Source organism: Pseudonocardia sp. Ae331_Ps2 (genome assembly GCF_001932405.1).
In the GTDB taxonomy this organism is placed as follows: Bacteria; Actinomycetota; Actinomycetes; order Mycobacteriales; family Pseudonocardiaceae; genus Pseudonocardia.
In genome coordinates this window covers 4,935,089-4,961,683 of sequence record NZ_MCIM01000001.1, presented here as the reverse complement: position 1 = coordinate 4,961,683, position 26,595 = coordinate 4,935,089, and the positions used below count along the sequence as shown (strand labels likewise).

Annotated in this window: 24 protein-coding genes; 13 read left to right on the top strand and 11 right to left on the bottom strand. The window is 75.2% G+C overall.

The window, feature by feature from the left end:
- Positions 1-22 precede the first annotated feature (22 nt).
- Complete coding sequence (locus Ae331Ps2_RS23215) at positions 23-1,210, bottom strand: SGNH/GDSL hydrolase family protein (RefSeq protein ID WP_075306560.1); 1,188 nt, start codon at positions 1,208-1,210, stop codon at positions 23-25.
- Between the two features lie 107 nt (positions 1,211-1,317).
- On the opposite strand from Ae331Ps2_RS23215, the gene Ae331Ps2_RS23210 reads away from it, so the two are divergent.
- On the top strand, positions 1,318-2,085 hold the full coding sequence (locus tag Ae331Ps2_RS23210; protein ID WP_075306561.1) for a PIG-L deacetylase family protein: 768 nt from the start codon (positions 1,318-1,320) through the stop codon (positions 2,083-2,085).
- Positions 2,086-2,112: 27 nt separating this feature from the next.
- Here the strand turns inward: Ae331Ps2_RS23210 and Ae331Ps2_RS23205 are convergent, their stop codons facing one another.
- Positions 2,113-3,075, bottom strand: coding sequence for an MEDS domain-containing protein (locus tag Ae331Ps2_RS23205; protein WP_075306562.1), 963 nt, complete (start codon positions 3,073-3,075; stop codon positions 2,113-2,115).
- Between the two features lie 198 nt (positions 3,076-3,273).
- On the opposite strand from Ae331Ps2_RS23205, the gene Ae331Ps2_RS23200 reads away from it, so the two are divergent.
- Both Ae331Ps2_RS23200 and mdlC read left to right on the top strand, forming a co-directional pair.
- The gene (locus Ae331Ps2_RS23200) at positions 3,274-3,495 is read left to right on the top strand and encodes a hypothetical protein (protein WP_139318721.1); all 222 of its coding nucleotides are present in this window, start codon (positions 3,274-3,276) and stop codon (positions 3,493-3,495) included.
- 38 nt (positions 3,496-3,533) lie between these two features.
- On the top strand, positions 3,534-5,123 hold the full coding sequence (gene mdlC / locus Ae331Ps2_RS23195) for a benzoylformate decarboxylase (protein WP_075306563.1): 1,590 nt from the start codon (positions 3,534-3,536) through the stop codon (positions 5,121-5,123).
- A 25-nt stretch (positions 5,124-5,148) separates the two neighbouring features.
- Here the strand turns inward: mdlC and Ae331Ps2_RS23190 are convergent, their stop codons facing one another.
- The gene (locus Ae331Ps2_RS23190; protein ID WP_020623806.1) at positions 5,149-6,951 is read right to left on the bottom strand and encodes an ABC transporter ATP-binding protein; all 1,803 of its coding nucleotides are present in this window, start codon (positions 6,949-6,951) and stop codon (positions 5,149-5,151) included.
- Positions 6,952-7,026: 75 nt separating this feature from the next.
- Here Ae331Ps2_RS23190 and Ae331Ps2_RS33865 point away from each other — a divergent pair, with 75 nt between their 5' ends.
- The gene (locus Ae331Ps2_RS33865) at positions 7,027-7,482 is read left to right on the top strand and encodes a MarR family winged helix-turn-helix transcriptional regulator (RefSeq protein WP_020623805.1); all 456 of its coding nucleotides are present in this window, start codon (positions 7,027-7,029) and stop codon (positions 7,480-7,482) included.
- Positions 7,483-7,608: 126 nt separating this feature from the next.
- Here the strand turns inward: Ae331Ps2_RS33865 and Ae331Ps2_RS23180 are convergent, their stop codons facing one another.
- On the bottom strand, positions 7,609-8,880 hold the full coding sequence (locus tag Ae331Ps2_RS23180) for an APC family permease (protein WP_075311832.1): 1,272 nt from the start codon (positions 8,878-8,880) through the stop codon (positions 7,609-7,611).
- A 54-nt stretch (positions 8,881-8,934) separates the two neighbouring features.
- On the opposite strand from Ae331Ps2_RS23180, the gene Ae331Ps2_RS23175 reads away from it, so the two are divergent.
- Both Ae331Ps2_RS23175 and hchA read left to right on the top strand, forming a co-directional pair.
- Positions 8,935-9,222 (top strand): YrhK family protein, encoded by a 288-nt coding sequence (locus Ae331Ps2_RS23175; RefSeq protein ID WP_075306564.1) that lies wholly within the window; start codon positions 8,935-8,937, stop codon positions 9,220-9,222.
- A 133-nt stretch (positions 9,223-9,355) separates the two neighbouring features.
- Entirely contained in the window at positions 9,356-10,234 is an 879-nt protein-coding gene (gene hchA, locus Ae331Ps2_RS23170; protein ID WP_075306565.1) for a glyoxalase III HchA, read from the top strand.
- Between the two features lie 9 nt (positions 10,235-10,243).
- Here hchA and Ae331Ps2_RS23165 read toward each other — a convergent pair whose 3' ends face one another.
- The 3 genes from Ae331Ps2_RS23165 to Ae331Ps2_RS23155 are packed head-to-tail and all read right to left on the bottom strand — an operon-like array spanning position 10,244 to position 15,163.
- Positions 10,244-12,967 carry a molybdopterin-dependent oxidoreductase gene (locus Ae331Ps2_RS23165; RefSeq protein ID WP_075306566.1) on the bottom strand — a complete coding sequence of 908 codons (2,724 nt, stop codon included), beginning with the start codon at positions 12,965-12,967 and terminating at the stop codon, positions 10,244-10,246.
- The gene (locus Ae331Ps2_RS23160) at positions 12,964-13,770 is read right to left on the bottom strand and encodes an FAD binding domain-containing protein (protein WP_075306567.1); all 807 of its coding nucleotides are present in this window, start codon (positions 13,768-13,770) and stop codon (positions 12,964-12,966) included. The genes Ae331Ps2_RS23165 and Ae331Ps2_RS23160 overlap by 4 nt, the downstream gene beginning before the upstream one ends.
- A gap of 4 nt (positions 13,771-13,774) precedes the next feature.
- The gene (locus tag Ae331Ps2_RS23155) at positions 13,775-15,163 is read right to left on the bottom strand and encodes an 8-oxoguanine deaminase (protein WP_075306568.1); all 1,389 of its coding nucleotides are present in this window, start codon (positions 15,161-15,163) and stop codon (positions 13,775-13,777) included.
- Positions 15,164-15,256: 93 nt separating this feature from the next.
- Between Ae331Ps2_RS23155 and Ae331Ps2_RS34010 the strand changes: the two genes are divergently transcribed.
- Entirely contained in the window at positions 15,257-16,810 is a 1,554-nt protein-coding gene (locus tag Ae331Ps2_RS34010; protein ID WP_075306569.1) for a PucR family transcriptional regulator ligand-binding domain-containing protein, read from the top strand.
- Here the strand turns inward: Ae331Ps2_RS34010 and yidC are convergent.
- The 3 genes from yidC to Ae331Ps2_RS23135 all read right to left on the bottom strand — a co-directional run bounded on the left by yidC (position 16,767) and on the right by Ae331Ps2_RS23135 (position 20,185).
- Positions 16,767-17,717, bottom strand: coding sequence for a membrane protein insertase YidC (gene yidC, locus Ae331Ps2_RS23145; RefSeq protein ID WP_075306570.1), 951 nt, complete (start codon positions 17,715-17,717; stop codon positions 16,767-16,769). The two genes, Ae331Ps2_RS34010 and yidC, sit on opposite strands and share 44 nt — an antisense overlap.
- A 96-nt stretch (positions 17,718-17,813) precedes the next feature.
- Positions 17,814-18,152 (bottom strand): DUF6412 domain-containing protein, encoded by a 339-nt coding sequence (locus tag Ae331Ps2_RS23140; RefSeq protein WP_212611720.1) that lies wholly within the window; start codon positions 18,150-18,152, stop codon positions 17,814-17,816.
- An 86-nt stretch (positions 18,153-18,238) separates the two neighbouring features.
- The gene (locus Ae331Ps2_RS23135; RefSeq protein ID WP_075306571.1) at positions 18,239-20,185 is read right to left on the bottom strand and encodes a solute carrier family 23 protein; all 1,947 of its coding nucleotides are present in this window, start codon (positions 20,183-20,185) and stop codon (positions 18,239-18,241) included.
- A 249-nt stretch (positions 20,186-20,434) separates the two neighbouring features.
- On the opposite strand from Ae331Ps2_RS23135, the gene Ae331Ps2_RS23130 reads away from it, so the two are divergent.
- From Ae331Ps2_RS23130 to Ae331Ps2_RS23105, 6 genes are read left to right on the top strand one after another with little or no spacing between them, the layout of a single operon-like run.
- On the top strand, positions 20,435-20,737 hold the full coding sequence (locus Ae331Ps2_RS23130; protein ID WP_020622559.1) for an urease subunit gamma: 303 nt from the start codon (positions 20,435-20,437) through the stop codon (positions 20,735-20,737).
- The gene (locus Ae331Ps2_RS23125) at positions 20,734-21,060 is read left to right on the top strand and encodes an urease subunit beta (protein ID WP_075306572.1); all 327 of its coding nucleotides are present in this window, start codon (positions 20,734-20,736) and stop codon (positions 21,058-21,060) included. The genes Ae331Ps2_RS23130 and Ae331Ps2_RS23125 overlap by 4 nt, the downstream gene beginning before the upstream one ends.
- On the top strand, positions 21,057-22,772 hold the full coding sequence (locus Ae331Ps2_RS23120; protein WP_075306573.1) for an urease subunit alpha: 1,716 nt from the start codon (positions 21,057-21,059) through the stop codon (positions 22,770-22,772). Before Ae331Ps2_RS23125 ends, Ae331Ps2_RS23120 begins: the two co-directional genes overlap by 4 nt.
- Positions 22,769-23,449, top strand: coding sequence for an urease accessory protein UreF (locus Ae331Ps2_RS23115; RefSeq protein WP_075311836.1), 681 nt, complete (start codon positions 22,769-22,771; stop codon positions 23,447-23,449). Before Ae331Ps2_RS23120 ends, Ae331Ps2_RS23115 begins: the two co-directional genes overlap by 4 nt.
- Positions 23,439-24,167 carry an urease accessory protein UreG gene (ureG, locus tag Ae331Ps2_RS23110; RefSeq protein ID WP_075306574.1) on the top strand — a complete coding sequence of 243 codons (729 nt, stop codon included), beginning with the start codon at positions 23,439-23,441 and terminating at the stop codon, positions 24,165-24,167. The genes Ae331Ps2_RS23115 and ureG overlap by 11 nt, the downstream gene beginning before the upstream one ends.
- Before the next feature lies 1 nt (position 24,168).
- Complete coding sequence (locus Ae331Ps2_RS23105) at positions 24,169-24,924, top strand: urease accessory protein UreD (RefSeq protein ID WP_075306575.1); 756 nt, start codon at positions 24,169-24,171, stop codon at positions 24,922-24,924.
- A gap of 19 nt (positions 24,925-24,943) precedes the next feature.
- Here Ae331Ps2_RS23105 and Ae331Ps2_RS23100 read toward each other — a convergent pair whose 3' ends face one another.
- Positions 24,944-26,593, bottom strand: a complete 1,650-nt coding sequence (locus tag Ae331Ps2_RS23100; protein WP_139318722.1) for a cytosine permease — start codon at positions 26,591-26,593, stop codon at positions 24,944-24,946.
- Between the last annotated feature and the right edge of the window lie 2 nt (positions 26,594-26,595).

Genomic DNA, 26,595 nt, shown 5'->3' with positions numbered 1-26,595 from the left:
GTTCCCGCGGGCCCCCGGCCGGTCACCGGTCAGGCGGGCCCGCGGTTCGCGGTGTGGAACGCGCCGCCGCGTGGAACGCACCCCCCGCACCGAACGCCAGCCGGGCGAACCGCTCCCCCATCCGCACGTGCGCCTCCGGACACGGGTGCAGCCGGTCGGGCAGCGGCAGCTCGGCCGCGTCGTCCTCGCCGTAGAGCTCCCGGCCGTCGAGGAGGGCCAGTGCCGGGTCCTCCGGGGTGCGGTCGGCCACGATCCGGGCCAGCTCCTCGCGGATCACCGACAGCGTCAGCTGCCCCGCCGCGACCCCGGCCGGGTCGCCGGTCGCGCGGAACAGCAGCCGCCCGTCGACGACCTCCGGCGCCCCCGGGCCCGGGGTGTGCTCGTGGATCGGGCACAGCACCGGCGACACCACCAGCAGCGGGGTGTCCGGGTGGCCGTCGCGGATCGTGTCGAGGAACCCGTGCACGGCCGGTGCGAACGCACGCCGGCGCATGAGGTCGGCGTTGACGATGTTGATCCCGATCTTGACGCTGATCATCGCGGCCGGGGCGTCGCGCAGAGCGCGGGCGACGAACGGGTCCAGCATCGCGCTGCCGGAGAACCCCAGGTTGACCAGCTCGACACCGGCGGCGCGAGCGGCGAGCGCCGGCCAGGTGGTGCTGGGCCCCGCGGCGTTGCTGCCCTGGCTGATCGAGCTCCCGTGGTGCAGCCACACCGGGCGCCCACCGGGCGGGACGACGGCGACCGGCGCGTCGGTGCGCAGCGCGACGACCTCGGTGATCTCGTTGTGCGGCAGCCAGATCTCGACGATCGCGTCGTGGCCGGGCAGGGTGAACCGCACCGGGCCGGGTGCGCCGTCGGTGACCGTGACCTGTCCGGTCGCCGGGTCGGTCATGAGGAGCTTCCCGCCGGAGGTCGTGGCACTGCCCATCGGCCGGCCGTCGACGAGCAGGTCGTAGGCGCCGTCGGGCCGCAGCGGGGCTCCGACGAGCCCGATCCGGGTGCGCAGGGTCTCCAGCTCGACCGTCCGCGCGGCGGTGCGGAACACGACACGGACCCCGGACGGCTGGCTCTGCGCCCCGGCCAGCTGCGGGTCGCCGTTGCGGGCGCGGGCGGGGGCGGGGAGCCGCTGCGGGAGCAGGCCACGCTCGCCGTCGACGGCGTCGAGGACGCCGTGCAGCAGCTCGGGCCCGATCGGGGTGGTGATCACTCCGGCAGCCTGGCACGCACGCGGCCGCCGTTCATCCCGGAATCGGACGGCGCCCGTGGAGGGGTCCTGCCGGTGACCGCCCCGGGCGCGTGACCCAGGATGACCGGGTGACTGCGACCGAGGACGAGCGCACGGCGGCCGACGACCGCGCGCACACGGGGGTGGAGCGCGTGCTGGTGATCGCCGCGCACCCCGACGACATCGACTTCTCCTGCAGCGGCACCGTCGCGGTGTGGACCGCGGCCGGCGTCGCGGTGACCTACTGCCTGGTGACCGACGGCGACGCGGGCGGGTTCGACCCGGCCGTGCCGCGCAGCGACATCGCGGGCATCCGCCGGGCCGAGCAGACCGCCGCGGCCGCCGTGGTGGGCGTCTCCGACCTGGTGTTCCTCGGCCACCCCGACGGGCGGCTGACCGTCACCCTGGAGCTGCGCCGCGACCTGGCGCGGGTGATCCGGCAGGTCCGCCCGGACCGGGTCCTCGTGCCGCAGCCGGTGCGCGACCTGCGCAGCATGTACGGCAGCCACCCCGACCACACCGCGACCGGCGAGGCCGCCCTGTGCGCGGTCTACCCCGACGCGCGCAACCCCTACGCCTTCCCCGAGCTGGCCGAGGCCGGGTACGAGGCGCACACGGTCGGCGAGGTGTGGATCATGGGCCCGGCCCCGGCCGACGACCCGGAGGGGGCGCGGCACGTCGACATCACCGACACCATCGACGTGAAGATCGCGGCGCTGCGCGCGCACGAGAGCCAGACCGCCCACATGAACGACCTGGAGGACATGATCGGGCAGTGGTCCGAGTCGCTGGCGAAGCGGGCCGGGTTCCCGCCCGGTCGGCTCGTGGAGTCCTTCCACGCACTCGACACGCGCTGAGGCCACCGGGGCCCAGGGGCCGGTCGGTCAGATCGCGGCCGCCGTGTCGGCGCCGGGCGTGGACCGGTCCGCTCGCTGGGCCGCACCCGCCGCGAGGTCCAGCGCCTCGGCGGGGCGCAGGGCGTGCCGCTCGCGGATGCTCATCTCCAGCTGCGGGGCGAACCCCGCACCGCAGCGTTCGAGCAGCCGGGCCACACCCGGGCGGAGGTTCACCAGCCGCAGCCGCACACTGGCCGGGAGCTCGTCGGCGGCGTGCACGAGGCTGACCGCACCGGCGACGTCGACGAACCGCAGCGCGGACAGGTCCGCGGTCAGCGTGCCCTCCCCGACGTCGCCGCGCACGACCTGGTCGATCAGTCCGGCCAGCACGCGGCGGACCTGGGGGCGGTTGGCGTGGTCGACCTCGCCGGCCAGCCGGATCCGGGCCGGCCCGGTCTCGGTGACGCGCAGCAGGCTGTCGTCGTGGAGCGGGGTGGCGGTCAGCTCGGCGGGGTGCCGGGCGCGCATCGTCGCGATGAGCTCGTCGGGGTAGCGCAGGTGGTCGTAGACGCACAGCACGCGCAGCGGCTGGTCGCGGACGGCGTCGTCGAGCCTGCGGTCGTACTCGTCGAGCACCTGCCCGCCGGGCCGGCGCAGGCCGTGGTCGGTCTGGCCGCTGACCCGCAGCCCCGCCCAGCCGTCGTCCAGGGCGGAGGTGAGGTGGTGCGCCACCAGCCCGGTCAGCTCCTCGAGCGGGCCGCGCAGGGCGGCGCGGGTGACCTCGCCCGGGACGAGCCGGAACTGCCCGGACCGCAGCGGGCCGGTGACGTCGACGCCGTCGTCGGTCAGGCGGGAGAGGACCAGACCTGCGGTGTCGTCGTCGAGGTAGACGACCCGCTCCCCCGCCGCGAGCCCCTCGGCCAGGAACGCGGCGACGTCCTCGGCGAGCTGCTCGTCGCTGACCGGCACGGTCAGCACGTGTCGGTGCGGGACCCGTACCGGTGCGGTCACACATCACCCCCGTCATGGCGTCCCCTCGGTCCCCCGGCGGGTGTGACGCTGCGTGCACGATAGGTGATCACCGATCCCGTGGCGACCCGACGCTGTTGTTCAGGCGTGCCGAGGCGTAGAGTTAGCCGGACCGAACTCCAGGGTTCGGGGCGTACTGTGCGAGTCGGTGGCACGGGCGCCGACCAGGAGGTGGACGCCATGTTCCGAGCCGCTCCGCAGTCGCGGACGACCGAGGTGCGCGCGGTCGTGCTCGCCGGGGTGCTGATGGTCCTGCTGGCCGTCGCCACGATCGTCTCGGTGTCGCTGGCCCCCACCTCCGTCACCCTGGTCCTGGCCGCCGCCGCGCTGGCCGTCCGGCCGCTGGTCGTCGCCCACCTGCGGCGCAGTGCCCACGACGAGCGGGTCGCCGCGCGCCGCTGAGGCGACCTACGGTGGGGGTCCGCGACCCGAGGAGCCCCATGACGACCGTCGGTGAAGCCGGCTGGCAGGTGCTGACCGCCCACGGCATCGACACCGTGTTCGGCAACCCCGGCTCCAACGAGCTGCCCTTCCTGGCGGCGATGCCCGACGGGGTGCGCTACGTGCTGGGTCTGCACGAGGGCGCGGTGCTGGGCATGGCCGACGGCTACGCCCTGGCCTCCGGCGGCCCGGCCCTGGTCAACCTGCACGCGGCGTCCGGGTCGGGCAACGCGATGGGCGCGCTCACCAACGCCGTCTACTCCCACTCCCCGCTCGTGCTCACCGCGGGCCAGCAGGTGCGGTCGACCGTCGGCCAGGAGGTCATGCTGACCAACGTGGACGCCACCGCCCTGCCGCGTCCGCTGGTCAAGTACTCCGCCGAACCCGCGTCGGCCCAGGACGTCCCGCGGGCGCTGTCCCAGGCGGTGCACACCGCGCTGCTGGCCCCACGAGGCCCGGTCTACCTCTCGATCCCCTACGACGACTGGTCCCGCGAGGCCGGCCCGGACGCCGCGCACCTGCCGTCGCGACGCACGACCACCGCCGCCGAGCTGGGTGAACGGGCGGTCGCCGAGCTGGCCGGGGCACTGGCCGGGGCGGCGAACCCGGTCCTGGTGCTGGGTCCGCAGGTCGACGCGGACCGGGCGAACGGCCACGCCGTCGCCCTGGCCGAGCGGCTCGCCTGCCCGGTGTGGATCGCGCCGTCGGCGTCGCGCTGTCCGTTCCCGACCCGGCACCCGGCGTTCCGCGGGATCCTCCCGGCGTCGGTGCGCGACGTGTCCGACCGGCTGGCCGGGCACGACGTCGTGCTCGTCGCGGGTGCGCCGGTGTTCCGCTACCACCAGTGGGTCCCCGGTGACCTGCTGCCGGCGGGCTCCCGGCTGCTGCACCTGACCGCGGATCCGGCCGAGGCCGCGCGGGCCCCGATGGGCGAGGCCTGGGTCGGCCCGGTCGGTCCGGCGCTGGCCGCGCTCGCCGGGCGGGTGCCCGCCTCGGGGCGGGTGCCGCTGCCGCCCCGGCCGGCACCGCCCGCCCCGCAGGGCGCCGCGGACCACGTCCCGCCGCAGCAGCTGTTCGCGCTGGTCCGGGACGCGGCACCGGCCGGGACCGTGCACGTGTGCGAGTCCACCTCGACGATCGACGACTTCGTCACCCAGGCCGACCTGACCGAGCCGGGCAGCTACCTGTTCCCCGCGTCCGGTGGTCTCGGGTTCGGGCTGCCCGCCGCGGTCGGCGCGCAGCTGGCCCACGGCGACGCGCGCCGGGTGGTCGCACTCGTCGGCGACGGGTCCGCCAACTACGGCATCACCGCGCTCTGGACGGCGGCGCAGTACCGGGTGCCGGTGGTCGTCGTGATCCTGCGCAACGGGACCTACGGTGCGTTGCGCGGCTTCGCCGAGCTGCTGGGCACCGGCGAGACACCGGGCCTGGACGTCCCCGGGATCGACTTCGTGCGGATCTCCGAGGGCTACGGCGTGCCCGCGGTGTCGGTGCGGGACGCCGCCTCCGCCGCGGCGGCGCTGAAGGAGGCCTTCGCCGACGACGGCCCCCGGCTCATCGAGGTCGTGACGGCGCCGGGCGTGGCGTAGGCCGGCGTAGGGCCGGCGCCGTCCCTCACACCGCGGCGAGCGCGGCGTAGCGGCCCGCGTCGGCGAGCAGCTCGTCGTGGCTGCCGGACTCGACGATCCGGCCGTGGTCGACGACGGCGATCCGGTCGGCGTCGCGCACGGTCGTGAGCCGGTGCGCGATGGTGATCGTCGTGCGGCCGTGGGCCAGCGCGTCGAACGCGGCCTGCACCGCCCGCTCGGTACGGGTGTCCAGCGCACTGGTGGCCTCGTCGAGGACCAGCACCTTCGGGTCGCGCAGCAGCGTGCGGGCGATCGCGATCCGCTGCTTCTCCCCGCCGGAGAACCGGTGCCCGCGTGAGCCGACGACGGTGTCGTAGCCCTCGGGCAGCGAGACGATCAGGTCGTGGACCTGCGCGGCGCGGGCGGCGGCCTCGATCTCGGCGTCGGTGGCGTCCGGGCGGGCGTGGCGCAGGTTCTCCCGCACGGTGGCGTGCAACAGGTAGGTGTCCTGCCCGACGACGCCGACGATCCGGGTCAGGTCGGCCGCGGCCATGTCGCGCAGGTCGATCCCGTCGATGGTCACCCGGCCCGCGGTCGGGTCGTGCAGCCGGGACACGAGCCCGGCCAGGGTGGTCTTGCCCGACCCGGTCTCCCCGACCAGGGCCAGCGTGGTGCCCGCGGGGACGTCGAGGTCGATGCCGGCGACGGCGGCGGCGTCGCTGCCCGGGTAGACGAAGGTGACGTCCTCGATCCGCACGTGCCCGCGGACGCGGTCGTGGTCGACAGCGACGGGATGCTCGGGCTCGGGCACGTCGGTGGTCAGGTCGAGGTAGGAGAAGATCCGCTCGAACAGCGCCAGCGAGGCGACGATCTGCACGCCGACGCTCAGCATGCCCATGACCGGGCGGAACAGCCCGCCCTGCAGCGCGGTGAACGCCACGAGGGTGCCGATGCTCATCGTCCCGGCGGCGAACGGCAGCCCGGCGGCGAGGTAGATGGCGGCCGGGACGGCGGCGAACACGACCTGGGTGACGGCCATCGTCCAGCGTCCGGCGAGCTGGGAGCGCAGCTCCAGCCCGATCAGCCGGGACGAGGACTCGGCGAACCGGCGGCTCAGCTCCGGGCCGCTGCCCAGGGTCTTGGACAGGGCGATCCCGTCGACGGACAGGTTCTCCTCGACCGCGACGCTCAGGTCGGCGAGCTCGCGCTGCTGGGCCGCGGTGATCGCGCGGCGGGTGCGGGCGACCCGCCGGGTCAGCAGGATCGCCGGGGGCAGCACGACCAGGGACACCAGTGTGAGCTGCCAGGACAACGCGGTCATCGCGACCAGGGTGGCGACGGTGGTGGTCAGGTTCGACGCGACCGAGGTGGCGGTGCTGGTGACCACCGACTGCATGCCGCCGATGTCGTTGGTGATCCGCGACTGCACCTCCCCGGTGCGGGTGCGGGTGAAGAACGCCAGGCTCTGGCGCTGCAGGTGGGCGAAGACGCCGGTGCGCAGCCCGTGCATGACCTCCTGCCCGATGCGGGTGGAGATCCAGGTCTGGGCGACGCCGAGGGCGGCGGTGACCGCGGCGACCGCGACCATGCCCGCGGCCAGCCAGGCGAGCAGGGTGACGTCGCGCTCGGGCAGGGCGACGTCGATGACCTCGCGGAGCAGGAACGGCGAGGCCATTCCCACGATCGAGGACGCCACGATCGTCACGACGACGACCGTGAGCGGGCCCCGGTGCGGGGCGAACAGTGCGCCGATGCGGCGCAGCGAGACCGCGCGCGCCTGCTCCCGTTCCTCGGGGGTGGCGGTGCGGGTGTCCGGCCGTCCGGGCCGGTTCGGGGGTCGGGTGTCCAAGGGGTCTCCTCCGGGCCGATTACTGTGGTTGCCTCACTATGAGGCAGCAACAGCGTCCTGCGCTAGTCTGTTCCCGTGCCGGACCGGGAACCACCCAGCCAGTCGCGCGGCGACCTCGTCGACGCGTTCTGGTCGGTCGCGCGCTCACTGCGCCACGCCTCGGCCGAGCGGCTGGCGGCCTGGGGTCTGACGCCGTCGCAGGCGCGGGCGCTGGGCACGCTGGTCCGGCACGGCGAGATGCGCCCGGGCACGCTGGCCGGGCACCTGCGGATCACGCCGCGGTCGGCGACCGAGGTCGTCGACGCGCTGGCCGGACTCGGGCTCGTCGAACGGGCGACTGACCCGGCGGACCGGCGGGCGGTGCTGGTGCGGGTCACGGACGCGGGCGCGGCGACCGCGCGCGACGTGCGGGCCGCACGGGCCGACGGGGCCGAGGCGTTGTTCGCACGGCTGTCCGACGACGACCGCGCCGAGCTGGCCCGCATCCTCGCCGTCCTGCGCGACGGGGCCGACGGGGACCGCCGCTGCTGAGCCCGGCCGCCCACGACCGGAGCAGCCTCCGTCCGGGCCCTGCCGGGGCGCGGGCCGGGGCGGGGGGGGGAACGGTCGCGGCGGACCGAGCGGGCCCGGGGCCACCGCGGGCGGGGCGGCCGCGGCTCACCGCCCGACGGGATCCGTCCGGTCGTCGCCGGTGCAGGTGCCGCCACGGCGGACCCGCCCGGCCCGTACGAGCGCCCGCACCGCCGTCCCGGCCGCCAGGACCACGGCCCCCGCCAGCACCGACACCCGCGGCAGCAGCGTCGCGAGCACCACGCAGCCGAGCAGCCCGAACCCCGACAGGGCGCGGCGCCATGGCCGGTCGCGGTGCAGGGTGAGCGCCGCGGCGTTGGCGACGGCGTAGTACAGCAGCACCGCGAACCCGGACAGGCCGATCGCGGTGACCGGAGCGGCCGTGACCACCAGCAGCAGCACGACCGCGCCGACGGCGAGCTCGGCGCGGTGCGGCACCGCGAACCGCGGGTGGACCGCGGCGAGTGCGCCCGGCAGCTCCCGGTCCCGGGCCATGGCCAGCACGGTGCGCCCCATCCCGGCGACCAGCGCGAGCAGCACCCCGGCCGACGCGACGGCGCCCCCGATGCGCACCAGGGGTGCCGTCCCGTCCCCGGCCGCGGTGGCCAGCGGCGCCGCGGACGCCGCGAGCGCGTCCGGCCCGGCGGCCCGCAGCGCGGCGACGGCGACCACCGCGTAGACCACCAGCACCAGGCCGAGCGCGAGCGGGATCGCCCGCGGGATGGTGCGTGCGGGGTCGCGGACCTCCTCGCCGAGCGTCGCGATCCGGGCGTACCCGGCGAAGGCGAAGAACAGCAGCCCGGCGGCCTGCAGCACCGCGAGCGGACCGGCGTCGGTCCAGCCCTGCAGCGGCGCGGCGACGGCGGGGCGGGAGAACGCGGCGACGACCACCGCCGTCAGCACCGCGAGGGTGCACCCGACCAGGACCCGGGTGGCGAGCGCGGTGCGGGTGACGCCACGCAGGTTCACCGCGACCATCGCGACCACCGCCGCCGCCGCGACCGCGCGGGCGTGGTCCGGCCAGGCGTAGGAGCCCAGGGTGAGGGCCATCGCGGCGCACGACGCGGTCTTGCCGGTGACGAACGCCCACCCGGCGAGGAACCCCCACGTCTCCCCCAGCCGGCGGCGGCCGTAGACGTAGGCCCCACCGGACTCGGGGTGGCGGGCGGCGAGCCACGCCGAGGACATCGCGTTGGCGACCGCGACCGCGCCGGCCACGGCGAGCGCGGGCAGCAGGGCCGTCCCAGCGACGGCCGCGGCGGGCCCGAAGACCGCGAACACCCCGGCGCCCAGCATGGACCCGATCCCGAGGACGACGGCGTCGCCGGTGCCGATCCGGCGTTGGGGCGTCGTGTGCACGTGCTCACCCTTCCCGGCGTGCGGACGGCCGGTCGAGGGGGTACCCACCACGGCATGGGACCGACCCCGCACGACCGACCGCTGACGTTCACCATCGGGCACGAGGAGCTCGTCGTCCGGAAGCGCTACGAGGTGCTCAGCATCGTCAACGACATCCTGGTGGCGCTGTGGTTCGTGATCGGCAGCGTGCTGTTCTTCTCCGAGGCCACCAGCTACGCGGGGACATGGCTGTTCCTCCTCGGCTCGATCGAGCTGATGATCCGACCGGTGATCCGGCTCGCCCGCCGGGTGCACCTGCAGCGGATCACCGGGGCACCGCCGGAGGCGAGCCACGACTTCTGACCCGGACGACGACGCCCGCCACCGTTCACCGCACGAACCGTCCTTCCCACGGCGGGGTCCGGCGGCGCGGTTCGCGGGCACCGGGCGGGGGTAGGCCGCTCGGGCACCGCACGAACGACCCGGAGGCACCCCGATGTCCGACAGCACGCTCAGCAAGGATCCGACCGCGGACCCGGCGGAGCACGATGCGTACTTCCCGTCGCCGTACTCGCTGGACGCCTACACCGCGCCGAGGACGGACTTCGACGGTCTCGCCACCGAGCGGCACGCCTGGTCCGGCGGCCGCTGGAAGGTGCTCGTCCTGGCCACCGACGAACGCTACCTGCGCATGGGCAACGGCACCTTCTTCTCCACCGGCAACCACCCGGTGGAGACCCTGCTCCCCCTGCACCACGTGCTGGAGGCCGGGTTCGGCGTCGAGATCGCGACGCTCACCGGCAACCCGGCGAAGTTCGAGTGGTGGGCCTACCCCGGCGAGGACGAGGCGGTCGGCAGCGCCCGCGAGAAGCTGCTCGCGCAGTGGCGGGCCCCGAAGTCGCTGGCCGAGGTCGTCGACCGCGAGCTGGGCGAGGACTCGGACTACCTGGCGGTGTTCGTCCCGGGCGGGCACGGTGCGCTGTCCGGGCTGCCGTTCTCCACCGACGTCCGCGACACCCTGGAGTGGGCCATGCGCACCGACCGGCTCGTGGTGTCGCTGTGCCACGGGCCCGCGGCGTTCCTCTCCACCCGCATCGGCCGCGGGCGGTCGGTCTTCGAGGGCTACGAGATGTGCGTGTTCCCCGACGCGCTCGACGCCGGCGCCAACATCGACATCGGCTACCTGCCCGGCGAGATGCCGTGGCTGCTCGGCAAGGCACTCCAGGACGAGGGCGTCCGCGTGGTCAACGACGACATGACCGGCCGCTGCACCACCGACCGCAACGTCATCACCGGGGACAGCCCCCTGGCCGCGAACGAGCTGGGCAGGCGCACCGCGACCGCGCTGCTGGAGCACGCCCGCCGCCGCGGCTGACCACGCAGCTCACGGCGCCGTGCCACCGGCCGCGAGCCGCCACACCCGGTCGCGGCTGAACGGCTGGTGGTACGGCCGCACCCCCAGCGCCCGGCGGATCGCGTTCGCGACCGCGGGCGCCACCGGGTTGTAGGGCGCCTCGCTCATCGACTTCGCGCCGTAGGTGCCCAGCGCGTCGTGGGTCCGGGCGTAGCGCACCTCGGTGACCGGGACGTCGGCCATCTGCGGCACCCGGTACGTGCGGAACACCGGGTTGAGGATCTCCCCGGACTCCCCGACGTACACCTCCTCGTAGAGGGCGCTGCCCAGCCCCATCGCGGCACCGCCCTCCACCTGCCCACGCAGCTGCTCGGGGTTCAGGACGGTGCCGGCGTCGACGGCCTGCACCGAGCGCAGCACCCGGACCTCGCCGGTGGCGGTGTCCACCGCGACCCGCACGCCGTGGCAGTTCGCGGTGATCGCCCGCGCGGTGCCGGGTTCCTCCCCCGTCGCCGACAGTCCCCCCGGCGCCGACGCGGCGGCCAGCACCTCGTCGAGGGACCACTCGCCGTCGGGGGTCGTGACGCCGTCGGCGTGCAGCTCTCCGCCGCCGGTCACCGCGAGGATGTGGGCCCGCAGCGCGGTGGCCGCGGCGTGCAGGGCCTTGCCCGCCACGGTGGTGCCCGCCGAGGCGAACGCCCCGGTGTCGTAGCCGCAGGCGTCCGTGTCCCCGTGGTGGGCGTCGACCCGGTCCGCGGTCGTGCCGAGCACGGTCGCGACGACCTGGCGATGGGTCGTCGTGGTGCCGTTGCCGAACTCGACGGTGCCGGCACCGAGCCGGTAGCGCCCACCGGGCAACAGGGTCACCGTGGTGGTGGCGGCGTGGCCGAACGGGGCCATCGTCGTCATCATGCCCAGTGCCGTGCCCTCGCCGACGCGCCACGTCGGACCGTCCGGCACGGGGTCGCCGCTACCGTCGGCCAGTGCGTCCTGCACGAGGTCGAGACACTGGTCCATGCCGTAGCTGGTCCAGTGCAGGTCGTGCTCGGGGTCGCCGTGGTGGGCGACGTGCAGCGGGTCCCCGGCGCGGACCATGTTGCGCCGCCGCAGGTCGAACGGGTCGAGGCCGGCGACGATCGCCAGCTCGTCCATCGCGGACTCGACGGCGAACATCACCTGGCCCAGGCCGTAGCCGCGGAACGCGCCGCTGGGGACGTTGTTCGTGTAGACGACCTCGGCGTCGAGGTGCTTGACGGGGCAGTTGTAGACGCTGACCGACTCGGCGACGGCGTGGAACAGCACCCCGCGGGAGTGGTTGCCGTAGGCGCCGGTGTCGGACAGGACGTCGAGCTTCATCGCGGTGAGCCGGCCGTCGTCGTCGGCGCCGAGCGTGACCGCGACCCGCATCGGGTGGCGCAGCGCGGTGCGGGTGAACTCCTCGGTCCGGGTGAACTCGTGGACGACGGTGCGCCCGGTCCGCAGCACCGCGAGCCCGACGAGGTCCTCGGCGAACATCTCCTGCTTGCCGCCGAACCCGCCGCCGACCCGCGCGGTGTGCACCCGGACCCGGTCGGGGTCCAGGTCGAGCACGCGGGCGAGCTCGGCGCGGGTGAGGAACGGGACCTGGGTCCCCGCGCGGACGACGAGGCGGCCGTCGTCGTCGAGGGAGCCGATGGCCCCGTGGCACTCGAGCTGGGCGTGGGAGACGCGGCTGGTGCGCCAGGTGCCGGTGACGGTGTGCGCGGACCCGGCGAGCGCGGCGTCGACGTCGCCGCCGTGTCCGCCGTGCAGGGCGAGCACGACGTTGCGGGACGCCTCGTCGACGCGGTCGGCCGGGGTCCGGTCCGGGTGCACCAGCGGCGCGCCGGGCCGCCGGGCCGCCTCCGGGTCCAGCACGGCGGGCAGCACCTCGTAGTCGACGGCGATCAGGGCGCAGGCGGCCTCGGCCTGTGCCGGGGTCTCGGCGACGACGGCCGCGACCCGCTGCCCGACGTGCCGGACGACGTCGTCGAGCATCCGGGTGTCGTCGGGGTCGTCGGTGCGGTGCTCGTGCCGGGCGGTGGAGTACCGCAGGTCCGGCACGTCGTGGTGGGTCAGCACCAGCGCGACGCCCGGTGCGGCCGCGGCCGCGGTGGTGTCGATCGACCGGATCCGGGCGTAGGCGTGCGGGGAGCCGAGGATCCGCAGGTGCAGGGCACCGGTGAGGTCGACGTCGAAGGTGAACGGCTCGGCGCCGGTGACGATGCGCTCGGCCGCCGGGGGCCGGGCCGAGCAGCCGACCGTGCCCTCCGCGGCGCGGGGACCGTCGGCGGCGCACCGACGACGGACGCCGGTCTCGATCGCCTCCCGGATGCTGCGGTAGCCGGTGCAGCGGCACAGGTTGCCCTTCATCCGCCGCGGCAGGTCGTCGAGGTCCTCGGCGGTCAGGGCAGACGCGGTGACGATCTGCCCGGCCGTGCAGAACCCGCACTGGTAGCCGAACTTCTCCACGAACGCCTGCTGCACCGGGTGCAGCTCCCCGTCCGGCCCGGCCAGCCCGGCGACGGTGGTGACCCGCGCGCCGTCGAGACGCTGGGCGGGGATCAGGCAGGAGTGCACGGGCCGGTCGTCGAGCAGGACTGTGCAAGCGCCGCAGTCCCCGGCGTCGCAGCCCTTGCGCACCTCCAGGTGCCCGTGCTCGCGCAGGAACGTGCGGGTGCACTGCCCCGGGGCGGGCTCGGCCTCCAGCTCGGTGTCGTTGATGTGCAGCTTCACGACAGCTCCTCCCGGATCTGCTCCAGCAGCACCGCACTGACCCCGTGGCGCCAGTCCGCGGAACCGAGCGGGTCGGTGTACCAGCCGTCGACGGCGTCGACGTCGGCGCGCAGCCGGTCCGGGTCGGGCACCCCGGCCGGGTAGCGCAGGACGGTGGGTGCCTCGGTCGCGGCGGTGATCACGAACGTGGCCGCGCCGCCGTCGCGCGCGGTGTCGACCCGCCCGGTGAGCACGGCGCCGGAGCGGCCGAGCTCGGCGAGTGCGATCTTGCGGAAGGCGGTGCGGGCGCGCAGTGCGGCACCGGGCAGCTCGACCGCGCGCAGGACCTCGCCGGGGCGCAGCGCGGTGGTGCCGTTCCCGGTGACGAGCGTCGCGACCGGGACCCGGTGCTCGGCGCCGTCGGGGGTCCAGACGACGGCGACGCCGTCGAGCGTCGCGGCGAGCGCGACCATCCCGGCGGCGGCGTAGGCACGGCACACGTTCCCGCCGACGGTCGCGGTGTGCCAGATCTTCCACGACGCCAGCAGGGCGTGCGCGCACTGGGCGAACAGCGGGGCCCCGGTGCGCTCCCCGTACCCGGCGAGGTCGGCGATCGGGCAGGTCGCCGCCACCGACAGGCCGCCGTCGGGCAGCGGTTCCAGGGGCTCCCAGCCCATCGTGGTCAGGTCGACCAGGCCGGTGACGCCGGGCTGCGGCTCGGAGAACAGCCAGGTCCCGCCGGCGAGGATCCGCTCCCCCGGCGCCAGCGCCAGGTCGGCGCGCTCGCGGGCGCGCCGGAACCCGGTGACGGTGTGCAGGTCCATCCGCTCACCCGGCCCGCGAGACGAGGTCGCGGTGCACCGCGGCGCACTCGGCGGCGACGGCGTCGGTGTCGACGGTGAGGACCGTGTCCTTCTCCACGACCGGGCGACCGTGCACCAGCAGCAGCTCCAGCGGCGGCGGGGTGCCCAGGACCAGGGCGGCCACCGGGTCGGCGACGTCGCGGTGCCGGAACCCGTCGAGGCGCCACAGCGCGAGGTCGGCGAGCTTCCCGGTCTCGATCGACCCGATCTCGTCCTCGCGACCGAGCACCCGGGCGCCGCCGAGCGTGCCGAGCTCCAGGGCCTCGCGCACCGACAGGGCGCGGGGGCCGCCCGCGGCGCGGGCGAACAGGACGGCGTGCTTGACGTCCTCCAGCAGGTGGGTGCCCTCGTTGGAGGCGGCGCCGTCGACGCCGATCCCGACCCGGGCGCCGGCGTCGACGAGGTCACGGACCCGCGCGATGCCGGCACCGAGCCGGCCGTTGGAGGTGGGGCAGTGCGCGACGCCGGTGCCGGTGGCGCCGATGGTCTTCACCGCCTCGTCGTCGAGGTGCACGGTGTGGGCGAACCACACGTCGGGCCCGGTCCAGCCCAGGTCGGCGACGTACTCGGTGGGCGTGGCGCCGAAGCGCTCCCGGCAGTACGCCTCCTCGTCGTCGGTCTCGGCGAGGTGGGTGTGCAGCCGCACGCCGAGCTCGCGGGCCAGCGTCGCGGACTCCCTCATCAGCTCCGGTGTCACCGAGAACGGCGAGCAGGGGGCCAGCGCGATCCGCAGCATCGACCCCGGTGACGGGTCGTGCCAGCGGGCGACGGCGTCGGCGGAGGCGGCGAGGATCTCGTCGCGGTCGGAGACGACGTGGTCCGGCGGCAGCCCGCCCGCGCTGCGCCCCAGGTCCATCGACCCGCGGGTCGGGTGGAACCGCAGGCCCACCTGCTGGGCGGCCCGGATCTCGGCGCCGAGCACGTCGCCGCCCTCCCGGGGGAAGACGTAGTGGTGGTCGGTGGTGGTCGTGCATCCCGACAACGCGAGCGCCGACAGCGCCCCGGTGGCGCCGGTGTGCACGGCGTGCTCGTCGATGCCGGCCCACACCGGGTAGAGCGTGGTCAGCCACTCGAACAGCGTGTGGTCGACGGCGAGTCCGCGGGTCACCCACTGGTAGAGGTGGTGGTGGGTGTTGACCAGCCCCGGGGTGAGCAGGCAGCCGCGGGCGTCCACCCTGCGGTCGTAGGACCCCGCCGGGGCGGGGCCGGGCCCGACGGCGGCGATCTGTTCCCCCTCGACGACCACGTGCCCGCCGGGGATCTCCTCCCCGGTGACGGTGACGACGTGGGCACCCTCGATGGCGATCCGGCTGGCGACCCGGCTGGCGGTCCGCCCGGCGTTCGGCTGCTGCATGGACCCCAGTGCACCGTGTGACGGTCACCAGGAGAAGGCACCACTGTGACGAATCGGGGTCCCGCCGGGTGCACCGAGTTGTAGGTTCCTCCCATGCTGCTCTCGGAGCTGGTCGCGCGACCGGAGCTGCGGCTGCGGGTCCTGCACGGCTCGGCGGCCGATCTGGACCGGTCCGTGCGCTGGGTGTACCCGACCGACCTGCCCGACCCGTCGCGTTACCTGGGCGGCGGCGAGCTGGTGGTGTCCGGGCTGGTGTGGCGGCGCACGCCGGCGGACTCGGAGCGGTTCGTCGCGGCCGTCGCCCGGTCCGGCGCGGCGGCGCTGGTGGCCGGCGAGGCCGTGTTCGGCGACATCCCGGCCGACGTCGTCGACGCCTGCCGCCGCCACGACCTCGTCCTCATCGCGGTCCCGGTGGACGTGTCGTTCGGCGCGGTCACCGAGGTGGTGATCGGGGCGCTGTCCGCGGCCCGCGGGGACCGGCTCGCCCACACCCTGGGCCGGCACCGGCGGCTGCTCGCCGCGTTCGCCGGCGGCGCGGAGCTGGCCGAGCTGGCCGGGTCGGTCTCGGCGGGCACCGGGCTGGTCTGCCGGGTGCTCACCGCCGCGGGCGGCCTGCTGGCCGGGCCGGCCCTGCCCGACGCCGAGCGCGACGCCGTCGTCGCCGGGTTCCTCACCGCGGGCCGGCTGCCGGTGACCGTCCCGGCCGGTCGGGACGGTGCCGCGCACCTGGTGGTCCCCGCGGCACCGGGAACGGCACGGGCCACCGGCTGGCTGGTCGCCGCGCAGCTGCCGCCGGGCACCGCACAGGCGGGCACCGAGGCCGTCGACGCCGTCGGGGAGCTGGCCGCCATCGCCGCGCTGGACCGGTCCCGGCGCCGCGAGGGCGCGGCGGTGGCCCGCCCGATCGCCGACGACGCGCTGGCCCGGATCGCCGCCGACACCGGCGACCGGCCGGAGACCCGGGTACGGCTGCGCCAGGCCGGGGTGGAGCCGGACGGGACCCTCGCCGTGGTCGTGCTGCGGGCCTCGGGCGTCGCGGACCCGGCCGACACCGCGCACACCGTGCTGCTCGACGCGCTGGTCGGCACCGGCCCGGCCGCGGTCGGGGTGCTGGGTGGCGACGCGGTCGCCGTCGTCGCGGTGCCCGGGCGTGCGGACACCCCGGACCCGGTCGAGGTGGTGCTGGGCGCGGTGCACCGGCTCGGCCCCGGCCTGGCGGGCGGACGGCTGTCGGCCGGGGTGTCGCGGCCGTCGACGGCGGAGGCGCTGTCGGGTGCGCTCGCCGAGGCCGGGCACGCCGCCGGACTGGCGGCGTCCCGGGTCGGCCCGGTGACCTCGGTGCGGGCCGGGGAGATCACCTCGCACGTGGCGCTGCTGGCCGGGGTCCCCGACGACGTCCGGCGCGGCTTCGCCGCCCAGGTCCTCGGCCCGGTGCTCGACCACGACGCGCGGTCGGGCACCGGGCTGGTGGAGACCCTGGAGGTGTTCCTCGACGAGTCCGGGTCGTGGAACCGGACCGCGGCCCGGCTGCACCTGCACGTCAACACCGTCCGGTACCGGATCGGCCGGGTGGCGGAGCTGACCGGGCGGGACCCGTCCTCGTTCACCGACCGCGTCGACCTCTACCTGGCGCTGCGCTCGCGCTGACGGCGGCCCGGCGGCGGGCGCCGGCGGCGCGGCGGCGCACCGGCTTGGCGCCCGGCCGTGGCGCCCGGCTGCGTTCCGGCGCCGGCGGGGCGACGACGACCGGTGGCCTGCGGTCGAGCAGCCGGGTGAGCACGAGCTGCTGGACCAGGGTCGCGACGCTGCCGGTCATCCAGTAGAGCAGCAGCGCGACCGGCGCCGGGTAGAGCAGCCCACCGGCGAGGACACCGACCGGCGCGATCCAGGGCAGGGCCGCGAGGATCCGGGTGGCGCCCTGCGGCACGGCACCCGGGTCGACCCGGGCGTAGCGCATGCTGAGGTGGGTGCAGACCGCGGCGAGCACGGCCAGCACCACCACGACGGCGGCGACCGCCGCCCCGTCGACGGGGGTCCCGCCGAACGCGGCGAGCTGCTCGGCGGGCATCCGCAGCCACGCCGACAGCGGCGCCCCGAACAGCCGGGCCTGCAGGAACGGGGCGACCTGGTCGGGCGGGAAGGCGTAGTTGGCGAGTGCGGCGTTCTGTTCGAAGGTCAGGCCGGGCCGGTTGAACGAGCGCAGCACGTGCAGCAGCGCGACGAACACCGGGATCTGCAGGAACACCACCCCGAGCCCGGCGACCGGCGACGAGCCGTGCGTGCGGTGCAGCGCGGCGGTCGCCTCGGCCAGTGCCCGGGCGTCGCCGCGGTGGCGTTCGCGGAGCCGGGCGACCTGCGGGGCCAGTGCGCGACCGATCCGGGCGGCGCGCATCCGGGTCCAGGCCGAGCGCACCAGCAGCGCCCGGACGGTGAGCACGAGGAACACCACCGACAGCGCCCAGGACAGGCCGGTGGCCGGTCCGAACAGGGCGCCGAACAGCTCGTGCCACAGGCGCATGACGAAGGACACGGGGTAGTACAGGAAGTCGAGCACTTCTCACTCCGGGGACGTCCGAGGGGCAGGACGGGTCCCGGAGCAGGGACGACGACGGGCCGGTGCGCACACCGCACCGGCGCGCGGCGCGGCGCGTCAGGCGGCCGCGACGACGCCGGGAACCTGCTCCGGGTGGAGCGGTCCCGGAGCGCGCGGCCGGGGACGGCCCGCCGCGTCGGGATCGGTCTGGCGGACGATCCCGGCCCGGTGCCGGACCCGGCGGGCCTCACGGACCGGGGTGGTCGCGGCAGTGGCGACGAGGTGGATCGCGCCGAGCTCGCGGTGCCCGGCCCACACGAGGACGGCGAGCGCGACCACGGCGCCGACGAGCCCGGTCTCGACCTCGGCGGACAGCAGGACCGGCACGAGCAGGAGCAGCGACGCGACCAGCAGGGCCGCCCCCGCCCGCGCGCGCCGTCCGATCCCGAGGTCCACGCCGCCCACCGTACCGGCGCCGGACACCCGCAGCGGCCGGCGCGGACCTCCCGCGCCGGCCGCCGGGCCCTGCGCCCGTCACCGGGTCAGCCGGACACCAGGTCGTCGAACCGGCGCCCCGCGACCTTGGCTATCTCCACCAGGGCCGTCGCGTGCTCCTGCGCGGGCGGGTGCTCCAGCCTCCGCCGCGCGGTGGCGAGCAAGGTGCGGGTGTCCCCCGCGTCGCGCAGGCAGACGATCAGCGGGAACCCGAAGCGCTCCCGGTAGGCCGCCGCCACGGCGCAGAGCTCGGCGCGGTCGTCGTTGCCGAGCAGGGCCAGCCCGGCCCGGTCACGCAGCGCCGCCGCGGCGGTGCCACCGACGGGGCCACCGACCGGGCCGACGCCGTCGGGGCGGCGGCGGGGGGCCGGGGCGCCGGAGCCGCCCGCGCCGGCGAGCCCCCCGAGGTCGGGGTAGTGGCCCATCAGCGCCCGCTGCTCCTCGGGCGGCGCGGCGAACAGCTCGTCCTGCACCGCGGCGCGCAGCGCGGTGGCGTCGGCGAAGGGGCCGCGGGCGTGCACCCGGGCGGGCACCGCGGTCGGGCCCTCGAACAGCCGCCCGAGCACCGCGGAGAACTCGCCGGCGTCGGCGGAGGCGAGCCGGTCGAAGGTCACCGTGTCCCCGCCGGGCGTCGCGGGTGCGATGTCGCGGCGGCGCCCGGTGTGGAAGAAGAGCAGGTTGAGCCCGATCGCGACCACGCTGCCCGCGGTGATCCCGGAGCCGAGCACGATGCCCGCCCACTCCGGCAGGGCCTGCGCCACGTCCGGCTGCACGGTCACGAACAGCGCGACCCCGAGCCCGGACCCGACCACGACGACGTTGCGGTGGTCGCGGAAGTCGACCCGCGACAGCGTCTGGATCCCGACGACGGCGACGGTCGCGAACATCGCCAGCGCCGCACCGCCCAGCACCGGGTGCGGCACGGCCGCGACCAGCGCCCCGGCCTTCGGCACCAACCCGATGAGGATCATGAAACCGCCCGCGGCGGCCACCACCCAGCGGCTGGAGACCCGGGTGAGACGGACGAGGCCGACGTTCTCGGCGAAGCAGGTGTAGGGGAAGGAGTTGAGGACACCGCCCAGGGTGGTGGCGGCGCCGTCGGCGCGCAGGGCGCGGGCGACGTCGTCCGACCCGACCTTCTTGTCCACGATCTCGCCGGTGGCGATCACGTCACCGGTCGTCTCGACCGCGGTGATCATCATGACGACGATCATCGACAGGATCGCGGCGATCGAGAACTGCGGCCAGCCGAAGTGGAACGGCGTGGTGACCCCGACCCAGTCCGACTCCCCCACCGCGGACAGGTCGACCAGACCGAACGGCACCGCGGCGAGCGTGCCGAGCACGAGCCCGGCCAGCACGGCGACCGTCGCGAGGAACCCGCGGAACAGCCGCTGGATCAGCACGATCACCGCCAGCGTCCCGAGGGCGAGCCCGAGGTAGAGCGGGTTGCCGGGGTCGGGGGCGTTCGAGCCGCCGACGGCGTCGGTCGCGGCGACCGGCAGCAGCGCCAGCCCGATCACGGTGATCACCGTGCCGGTGACGACCGGTGGGAAGAAGCGCAGCAGCCGCGCGAAGTAGGGCGCGGCGAAGAAGGTCACCAGCCCGGCGACGATCACCGCGCCGTAGATGGTGGTCAGCCCCTGCGTCCCGCCCCCCGCGGCGAGCCCGATCGCGATCATCGGGGAGACCGCGGTGAACGTGACGCCCTGCAGCAGCGGCAGCCGCACCCCGATCCGGCCGATCCCGACCGACTGCAGGATCGAGGCGATGCCGCAGGTGAACAGGTCGGCGTTGATCAGATGGATGAGCTGGCGCTCGTCGAGGCCGATGGCGTTGGCGAGCAGGATCGGCACGACGACGGCACCGGCGTAGAACGCCAGCACGTGCTGCATGCCGTAGACGGCGAGCCGTCCGGCGGGCGGCACCCGGTCGACCGGGTGGACGGGACGGGCGGGATCGGCGGTGGCGCTGGTGGATCGGCGCAGGCGCATCGGTGACCTCGATGAGAGCCGGAGGGGGATGACGGGGCAGGGCGCGCAGAGGGGCCGGATTGCGACCTGCATCACCATGCGCCCGGGCCGGGACCCCCCGGCACCGCCGTCCCCGACGAACCCCGGGCCGCTCGCCGCGGGGCTTTCGTAGGTTCCGACAGTCGACCCGGACATCGGGACCCCGGCGGGACACCGTTCGGAACCTCCCGGTCATCCCGTCGAAACCCGGAACCGGACACAATGCGGGGCATGCACCTCAGCCCGAGCGAGCGCGACAAGCTCCTCGTCCACGTCGCCGCCGACGTCGCCCGCAGGCGCCGCGAGCGGGGTCTGCGGATGAACTACCCGGAGTCGGTCGCCCTGATCACCGAGCACGTCCTGGAGGGCGCCCGCGACGGCCGCACCGTCAGCGAGCTGATGAGCAGCGGCCGGGAGGTCCTGACCCGCGACGACGTCCTCGACGGCGTCCCGGAGATGCTCGACTCGGTACAGGTGGAGGCCACCTTCCCGGACGGCACGAAGCTCGTCACCGTGCACGGGCCGATCGCGTGACCCCCGGCGAGATCCTCGTCGGCGAGGAGCCGGTCGAGCTGCACCCCGGCCGCCCCCGGCTGACCCTGACCGTGGTCAACGCCGCGGACCGCCCGGTGCAGGTCGGCTCGCACTACCACTTCGCCGCCGCGAACCCCGGCCTGCCCTTCGACCGCGACGCCGCCTGGGGGCACCGGCTCGACGTCCCCGCCGGGACCTCGGTGCGGTTCGAGCCCGGGGTGGAGCGCGAGGTGACACTGGTGCCGATCGCCGGGGCACGCCGGGTCCCCGGTCTGCGCCCCGAACGGGCCGGCGCCCTCGACGAGCGGAGCTACGAGCAGTGAGCATCGACCGAGCGCGCTACGCCGACCTGTACGGCCCGACCGTCGGCGACCGGATCCGGCTCGCGGACACGAACCTGCTGATCGAGGTCACCGAGGACCGCTCCCGCGGCCCGGCGTCCGGCGACGAGGTGCTGTTCGGCGGTGGCAAGGTGATCCGGGAGTCGATGGGCCAGGCCGCCGTCCTCGCCGCGGACTGCCCGGACCTCGTGATCACCGGTGCCGTCGTGCTGGACCACTGGGGTGTGGTGAAGGCCGACGTCGGCGTGAAGGACGGCCGGATCGTCGCCATCGGCAAGGCCGGCAACCCCGACACCATGGACGGCGTCGACCCCGCCCTGGTCATCGGGCCCGGCACCGAGGTGCTGGCCGGCAACGGCCGCATCCTCACCGCCGGCGCGGTCGACGCGCACGTCCACTTCATCTGCCCGCAGCTGGTCGAGACCGCGCTCGCCTCCGGCGTCACGACGCTGTTCGGTGGCGGCACCGGGCCCGTGGACGGCTCGAAGGCCACCACCGTCACCCCCGGCCCCTGGAACATCGGCCGGATGCTGGCGGCCATGGACCACCAGCCGGTGAACCTGCTCCTGATGGGCAAGGGCAACACCACGTCGCACGAGGCACTGCACGAGCAGCTGCGGGCCGGAGCGGGCGGGTTCAAGCTGCACGAGGACTGGGGCACCACCCCGTCGGCGATCGACGCCTGCCTGCGGGTGTGCGAGGAGACCGGCGTGCAGGCCGCGATCCACACCGACACCCTCAACGAGGCCGGGTTCCTGCAGTCCACGCTGGCCGCGATCGACGGCCGCTCGATCAACGCCTTCCACACCGAAGGTGCGGGCGGCGGGCACGCCCCGGACATCATCGAGGTCGTCGGCACGGGGCACGTCCTGCCGTCGTCGACGAACCCGACCCGGCCGCACACCGTCAACACCCTCGACGAGCACCTCGACATGCTCATGGTGTGCCACCACCTCAACCCGTCGGTGCCCGAGGACCTGGCGTTCGCCGAGTCCCGGATCCGCCCGACGACCATCGCCGCCGAGGACGTGCTGCACGACCTGGGCGCGATCTCGATGATGAGCTCGGACTCCCAGGCGATGGGCCGCATCGGCGAGGTCGTCATCCGGACCTGGCAGACCGCGCACGTCATGAAGGCCGCCCGCGGCCCGCTGCCCGGCGACTCCGAGCGCGCCGACAACCTGCGTGCCCGGCGCTACGTCGCGAAGTACACGATCAACCCGGCGCTGGCGCACGGCGCCGCCGAGCACATCGGGTCGGTCGAGGTCGGCAAGCTCGCCGACCTGGTGCTGTGGGAGCCGAAGTTCTTCGGGGTGCGCCCCGAGGTCGTGCTGAAGGGCGGGTTCGCCGTGTGGGCGCAGATGGGCGACGCGAACGCCTCCATCCCGACCCCGGGCCCGGTGTACGGCCGGCCGATGTTCGGCTACGCCCACACCCCCGCGGCGCTGGGCTCGCTGACGTTCATGGCCCCCTCGGCCCTCGACGAGGGCGTCCCCGACCGGCTCGGTCTGGCGACCCCCGCGGTGCCGGTGGCCGACACGCGCTCGGTGCGCAAGACCGGGATGCTGCTCAACGACGCGACCCCGGACGTACGGGTCGACCCGGACTCGTTCACCGTGACGATCGACGGCGACGTCGTCGAGCCCGCCCCGGTCGCCGAGCTGCCGATGGCGCAGCGGTACTTCCTGTTCTGATGCTGGCCTCGCTCGTCCTGTCCGACGCCCGGTTCCCCGGCGGCGGGCACGTGCACTCCGGAGGTCTGGAGGAGGCCGCCGACCGCGGCCTGGTCACCGACGTCGCGTCGCTGCACGCCTTCCTCCGGGGGCGGCTGCGCACCGCGGGCCGGGTCGCCGCCTGCGCCGCCGCGGCCGCCGCCGACCTCGCTGCGGGGACTGGCGCCGGGTGGGCGGAGCTCGACGCCGCACTCGACGCGCGGACCCCCTCGGCGGCCCAGCGGGAGGCGTCCCGGTCCCAGGGCCGGGCGTCGCTGCGCGCGGTCCGCTCGGCGTGGCCGTCGGCCGCCCTCGACGCCCTGGTCGCGGTCCACCGGCGGCCGCACCACCCGCTGCTCGTCGGGGTCGTCGTCGGCGCGGCCGGGGAGCCGCCGGCCGCGGCGGCCCGCTGTGTCGGCTACCTCGCCGTGTCCGGGCCCGCGGCGGCGGCGGTGCGGCTGCTCGGGCTGGACCCGTTCGCCGTCAACACCGCCGTCGTCGCCCTCGGCGACGAGCTGGAGGCCCTGGCCGCCGAGGCCGCGGCCCTGGCCGGGGGCGACCCCGCCGATCTCCCGGCGCCCGGCGCGCCGCTGCTCGACCTCATGGCCGAGTCCCACGTCCACCACCACCGCGAGAGGGTGCGTCTCTTTGCCTCCTGAGTCCGCAACGACCGGCCACGGTCACGGCCACGTGATCAGCTTCGACCCGACGGTCACCGACCACGACCACCACGCCCCGGCCCCCGCCGGCGGTCGCGCGGTGCGCATCGGCATCGGCGGCCCGGTCGGCTCCGGCAAGACCGCGCTGGTCGCCGCGCTGGCCCGCAGCCTCGCCGGGCGGGTCCGTCTCGCCGTGGTCACCAACGACATCTACACCACCGAGGACGCCGACTTCCTGCGCCGCAACGCCGTCCTCGCGCCGGAGCGGGTCGAGGCCGTGCAGACCGGCTGCTGCCCGCACACCGCCATCCGCGACGACATCACCGCCAACCTCGACGCCGTCGAGCTGCTGGAGGAGCGTTTCGCCGACGTCGACGGCGGGCTCGAGCTCGTGCTGGTCGAGTCCGGCGGAGACAACCTGACCGCGGTGTTCTCCCGCGGGCTGGTGGACCGGCAGATCTTCGTCGTCGACGTCGCCGGTGGGGACAAGGTGCCGCGCAAGGGCGGCCCGGGCGTCACCACCGCCGACCTGCTGGTGATCAACAAGACCGACCTGGCGCCGCTGGTGGGCGCCGACCTCGGGGTCATGACCGGCGACGCCGCGCGGATCCGCGGGGAGCTGCCGGTGATCGCGCAGTCGCTGGTGGAGGACCCGGGCGCGACCGAGGTCGGGGCGTGGGTGTGCGAGCAGGTCGCCGCCGTCCGCGCCACGGTCTGAGGTGCGGGCACGCGCCGAGCTGGTCGTCGCCGAGCACGACGGCCGGACCGTCGTCCGGCGCCTGCGGGCGCAGTCCCCGCTCGCGCTGATCCCCCGCCGGGGCGCCGCCGGGGCCGGGGCCGACGGTGCGGTGGTGCACCTGGTCGGATCGGCGTCGACCCCGCTGGCCGGTGACGACGTCGAGCTCGTCGTCACCGTCGGGCCGGGGGCGCACCTGACGCTGTGCGGCGTCGCCGCCGCCGTCGCGCTGCCGGGCGGTGGACCCGGCCGACCGAGCCGGACGGTGCTGCGCTGCACCGTCGGCGAGGGCGGCTCGCTGACCCACCTGCCCGAGCCGACGGTGGTCACCGCCCGCGCCCACCACGAGACCGTCCTGGACGTGGAGCTGGCCGCGACCGCGTCGCTGCACGCCCGCGACATCCTGGTCGGCGGCCGCACCGGCGAGCGGCCCGGCCGCTACCGCGGCACCGTGCGGATCACCCAGGACGGCCGGCCGCTGCTGGTGCAGAGCCAGGAGATCGGCGACCCGCTGCTCGACGGCTCCCCCGCCCATCTCGGCGGGCACCGGGTGCTGGGCACCGAGGTGCTCGTCGACGCTCCGGGCCCGGTGGCCGCGGCCACCGGGCCGGGCTGGAGCCTGTCCCCGCTGGCGGTGCGCGGCGTGCTCGCGACCGCCGTCGGGCACGACGCCGTCACCGCGGGCCGCCGGCTCGCGGCCGCCGTGGCCGCCGCGGGTCCGGTCCCCGCGCCGGTGTGACCGCTCCCGGCCGCGGACCTCAGGGCTGCGCGGGCAGCACGTGCTCCTTCGTCCGGTCGGTCGCCAGGCACAGCGAGCAGACGTGCCCACCCGCCGCGCTCGCCGTCATGTCCGGGCGCTCCAGGTCCTGTCCGCACGAGCGACAGTTAAGGACGGCGGCGGAGGGGTTGCCGTGCTCGTCGAACATCGGCTCGTCGATGCCGTCGTCGGTGCGTCGCAGGTAGTAGCGGCCTCGGGTCGCCACCGCGAGCACCGGCGGCAGGACGAACCCGAGGACGATCGCCACCACCGGCGAGAACGGCTGGACCGCGCTGCCGAGCGCGCCGAAGAACGTCGCGATGGACAGCCCGCCCGCCACGACGACCGACCCGAAGCCGACCGGGTTCACCGCGTAGAGCATGCCGCGGCGGAACTCCGGGACCTTCGGCGAGATCTTCAGCAGGTACTTGTTGACGACGATGTCGGTCGCGACGACCACGATCCAGGCGATGCCCATGTTGGCGTAGAAGCCCAGGATGGTGTTGAGGAAGTCGAACATGTTCGCCTCCATCAGCACCAGCGCGATCAGCAGGTTGACCCCGAGGAACACCAGCCGACCCGGGTAGTGCCCGGTGATGCGGGTGAAGGAGTTCGTCCACGCCAGCGAGCCCGAGTAGGCGTTCGTGACGTTGATCTTGATCTGGCTGATGACGACCAGCACGACGGCCAGGGTGATGGCCAGCCAGCCCGGCATGAGGTCCTGGTAGATGAGCAGGAACTGCTGCACGGGCTCGTTCGCGACCTCGGCACCGCCGGCGACGTTGGCGATGAAGTAGACCGCCAGGAACAGCCCGACGACCTGCTTCGCCGCGCCGAACAGCACCCAGCCCGGCCCGGCGAGCAGCGTCGCGGTCCACCAGCGGCGCGCGTTCTCCGGGGTCTTCGGCGGCATGAACCGCAGGTAGTCGATCTGCTCGGCGATCTGGGCGATCAGCGACAGGCAGACCCCGGCGGCGAGCATGACCGAACCGAGACTCGGCGCGCCCATCCCGTCCTCGCCCTGGTAGGCCAGGAAGGTCGACACCGAGTCGGGGTGGGCGAACAGCAGGTAGCCGAAGGGCAGCACCATCAGGACCAGCCACAACGGGGTCGTCCACAGCTGCAGCTTCGACAGCAGCGACATCCCGTAGACGACCAGCGGGAAGATCACCACGGTGGACAGCGCGTAGCCGAGCCAGACCGGGATGCCCAGTCCGAGCTCGAGGCCCTGGGCCATGATCGAGCCCTCGAGGGCGAAGAAGATGAAGGTGAACGTCGCGAAGATGACGTTGGTGAGGATCGAGCCGTAGTAGCCGAAGCCGCTGCCGCGGGTGATGAGGTCGAGGTCGAGGTTGTAGCGCGCGGCGTAGTAGGCCACCGGCGTGCCGGTCGCGATCACCACCAGGGCGAAGACGAGGATCCCCCACAACGCGTTCGTCGTGCCGTAGGCGATGCCGATGTTGGCCCCGATCGCGAAGTCGGCGAGGTAGGCGATCCCGCCGAGCGCGGTCACCCCGACCACCCCGGGCGACCAACGCCGGTAGCTGCGCGGCGCGAACCGCAGCGTGTAGTCCTCGAGCGTCTCGCGCGCCGCGCCGACGGCGGTCGGCGCGCCGTCGGTCGTCGCCGGCGAGCTCATCTCCTGGGTCATCT

What these genes read in the sequence shown, in the direction of transcription:
- Ae331Ps2_RS23200 (WP_139318721.1), top strand. Translation starts at nt 3,274, where the DNA reads ATGTTCCGAGCCGCTCCGCAGTCGCGGACGACCGAGGTGCGCGCGGTC.
- mdlC (WP_075306563.1), top strand. Translation starts at nt 3,534, where the DNA reads ATGACGACCGTCGGTGAAGCCGGCTGGCAGGTGCTGACCGCCCACGGC.
- Ae331Ps2_RS23175 (WP_075306564.1), top strand. Translation starts at nt 8,935, where the DNA reads ATGGGACCGACCCCGCACGACCGACCGCTGACGTTCACCATCGGGCAC.
- hchA (WP_075306565.1), top strand. Translation starts at nt 9,356, where the DNA reads ATGTCCGACAGCACGCTCAGCAAGGATCCGACCGCGGACCCGGCGGAG.
- Ae331Ps2_RS23160 (WP_075306567.1), bottom strand. Translation starts at nt 13,770, where the DNA reads ATGGACCTGCACACCGTCACCGGGTTCCGGCGCGCCCGCGAGCGCGCC.
- Ae331Ps2_RS23155 (WP_075306568.1), bottom strand. Translation starts at nt 15,163, where the DNA reads ATGCAGCAGCCGAACGCCGGGCGGACCGCCAGCCGGGTCGCCAGCCGG.
- Ae331Ps2_RS34010 (WP_075306569.1), top strand. Translation starts at nt 15,257, where the DNA reads ATGCTGCTCTCGGAGCTGGTCGCGCGACCGGAGCTGCGGCTGCGGGTC.
- Ae331Ps2_RS23135 (WP_075306571.1), bottom strand. Translation starts at nt 20,185, where the DNA reads ATGCGCCTGCGCCGATCCACCAGCGCCACCGCCGATCCCGCCCGTCCC.
- Ae331Ps2_RS23130 (WP_020622559.1), top strand. Translation starts at nt 20,435, where the DNA reads ATGCACCTCAGCCCGAGCGAGCGCGACAAGCTCCTCGTCCACGTCGCC.
- Ae331Ps2_RS23100 (WP_139318722.1), bottom strand. Translation starts at nt 26,593, where the DNA reads ATGACCCAGGAGATGAGCTCGCCGGCGACGACCGACGGCGCGCCGACC.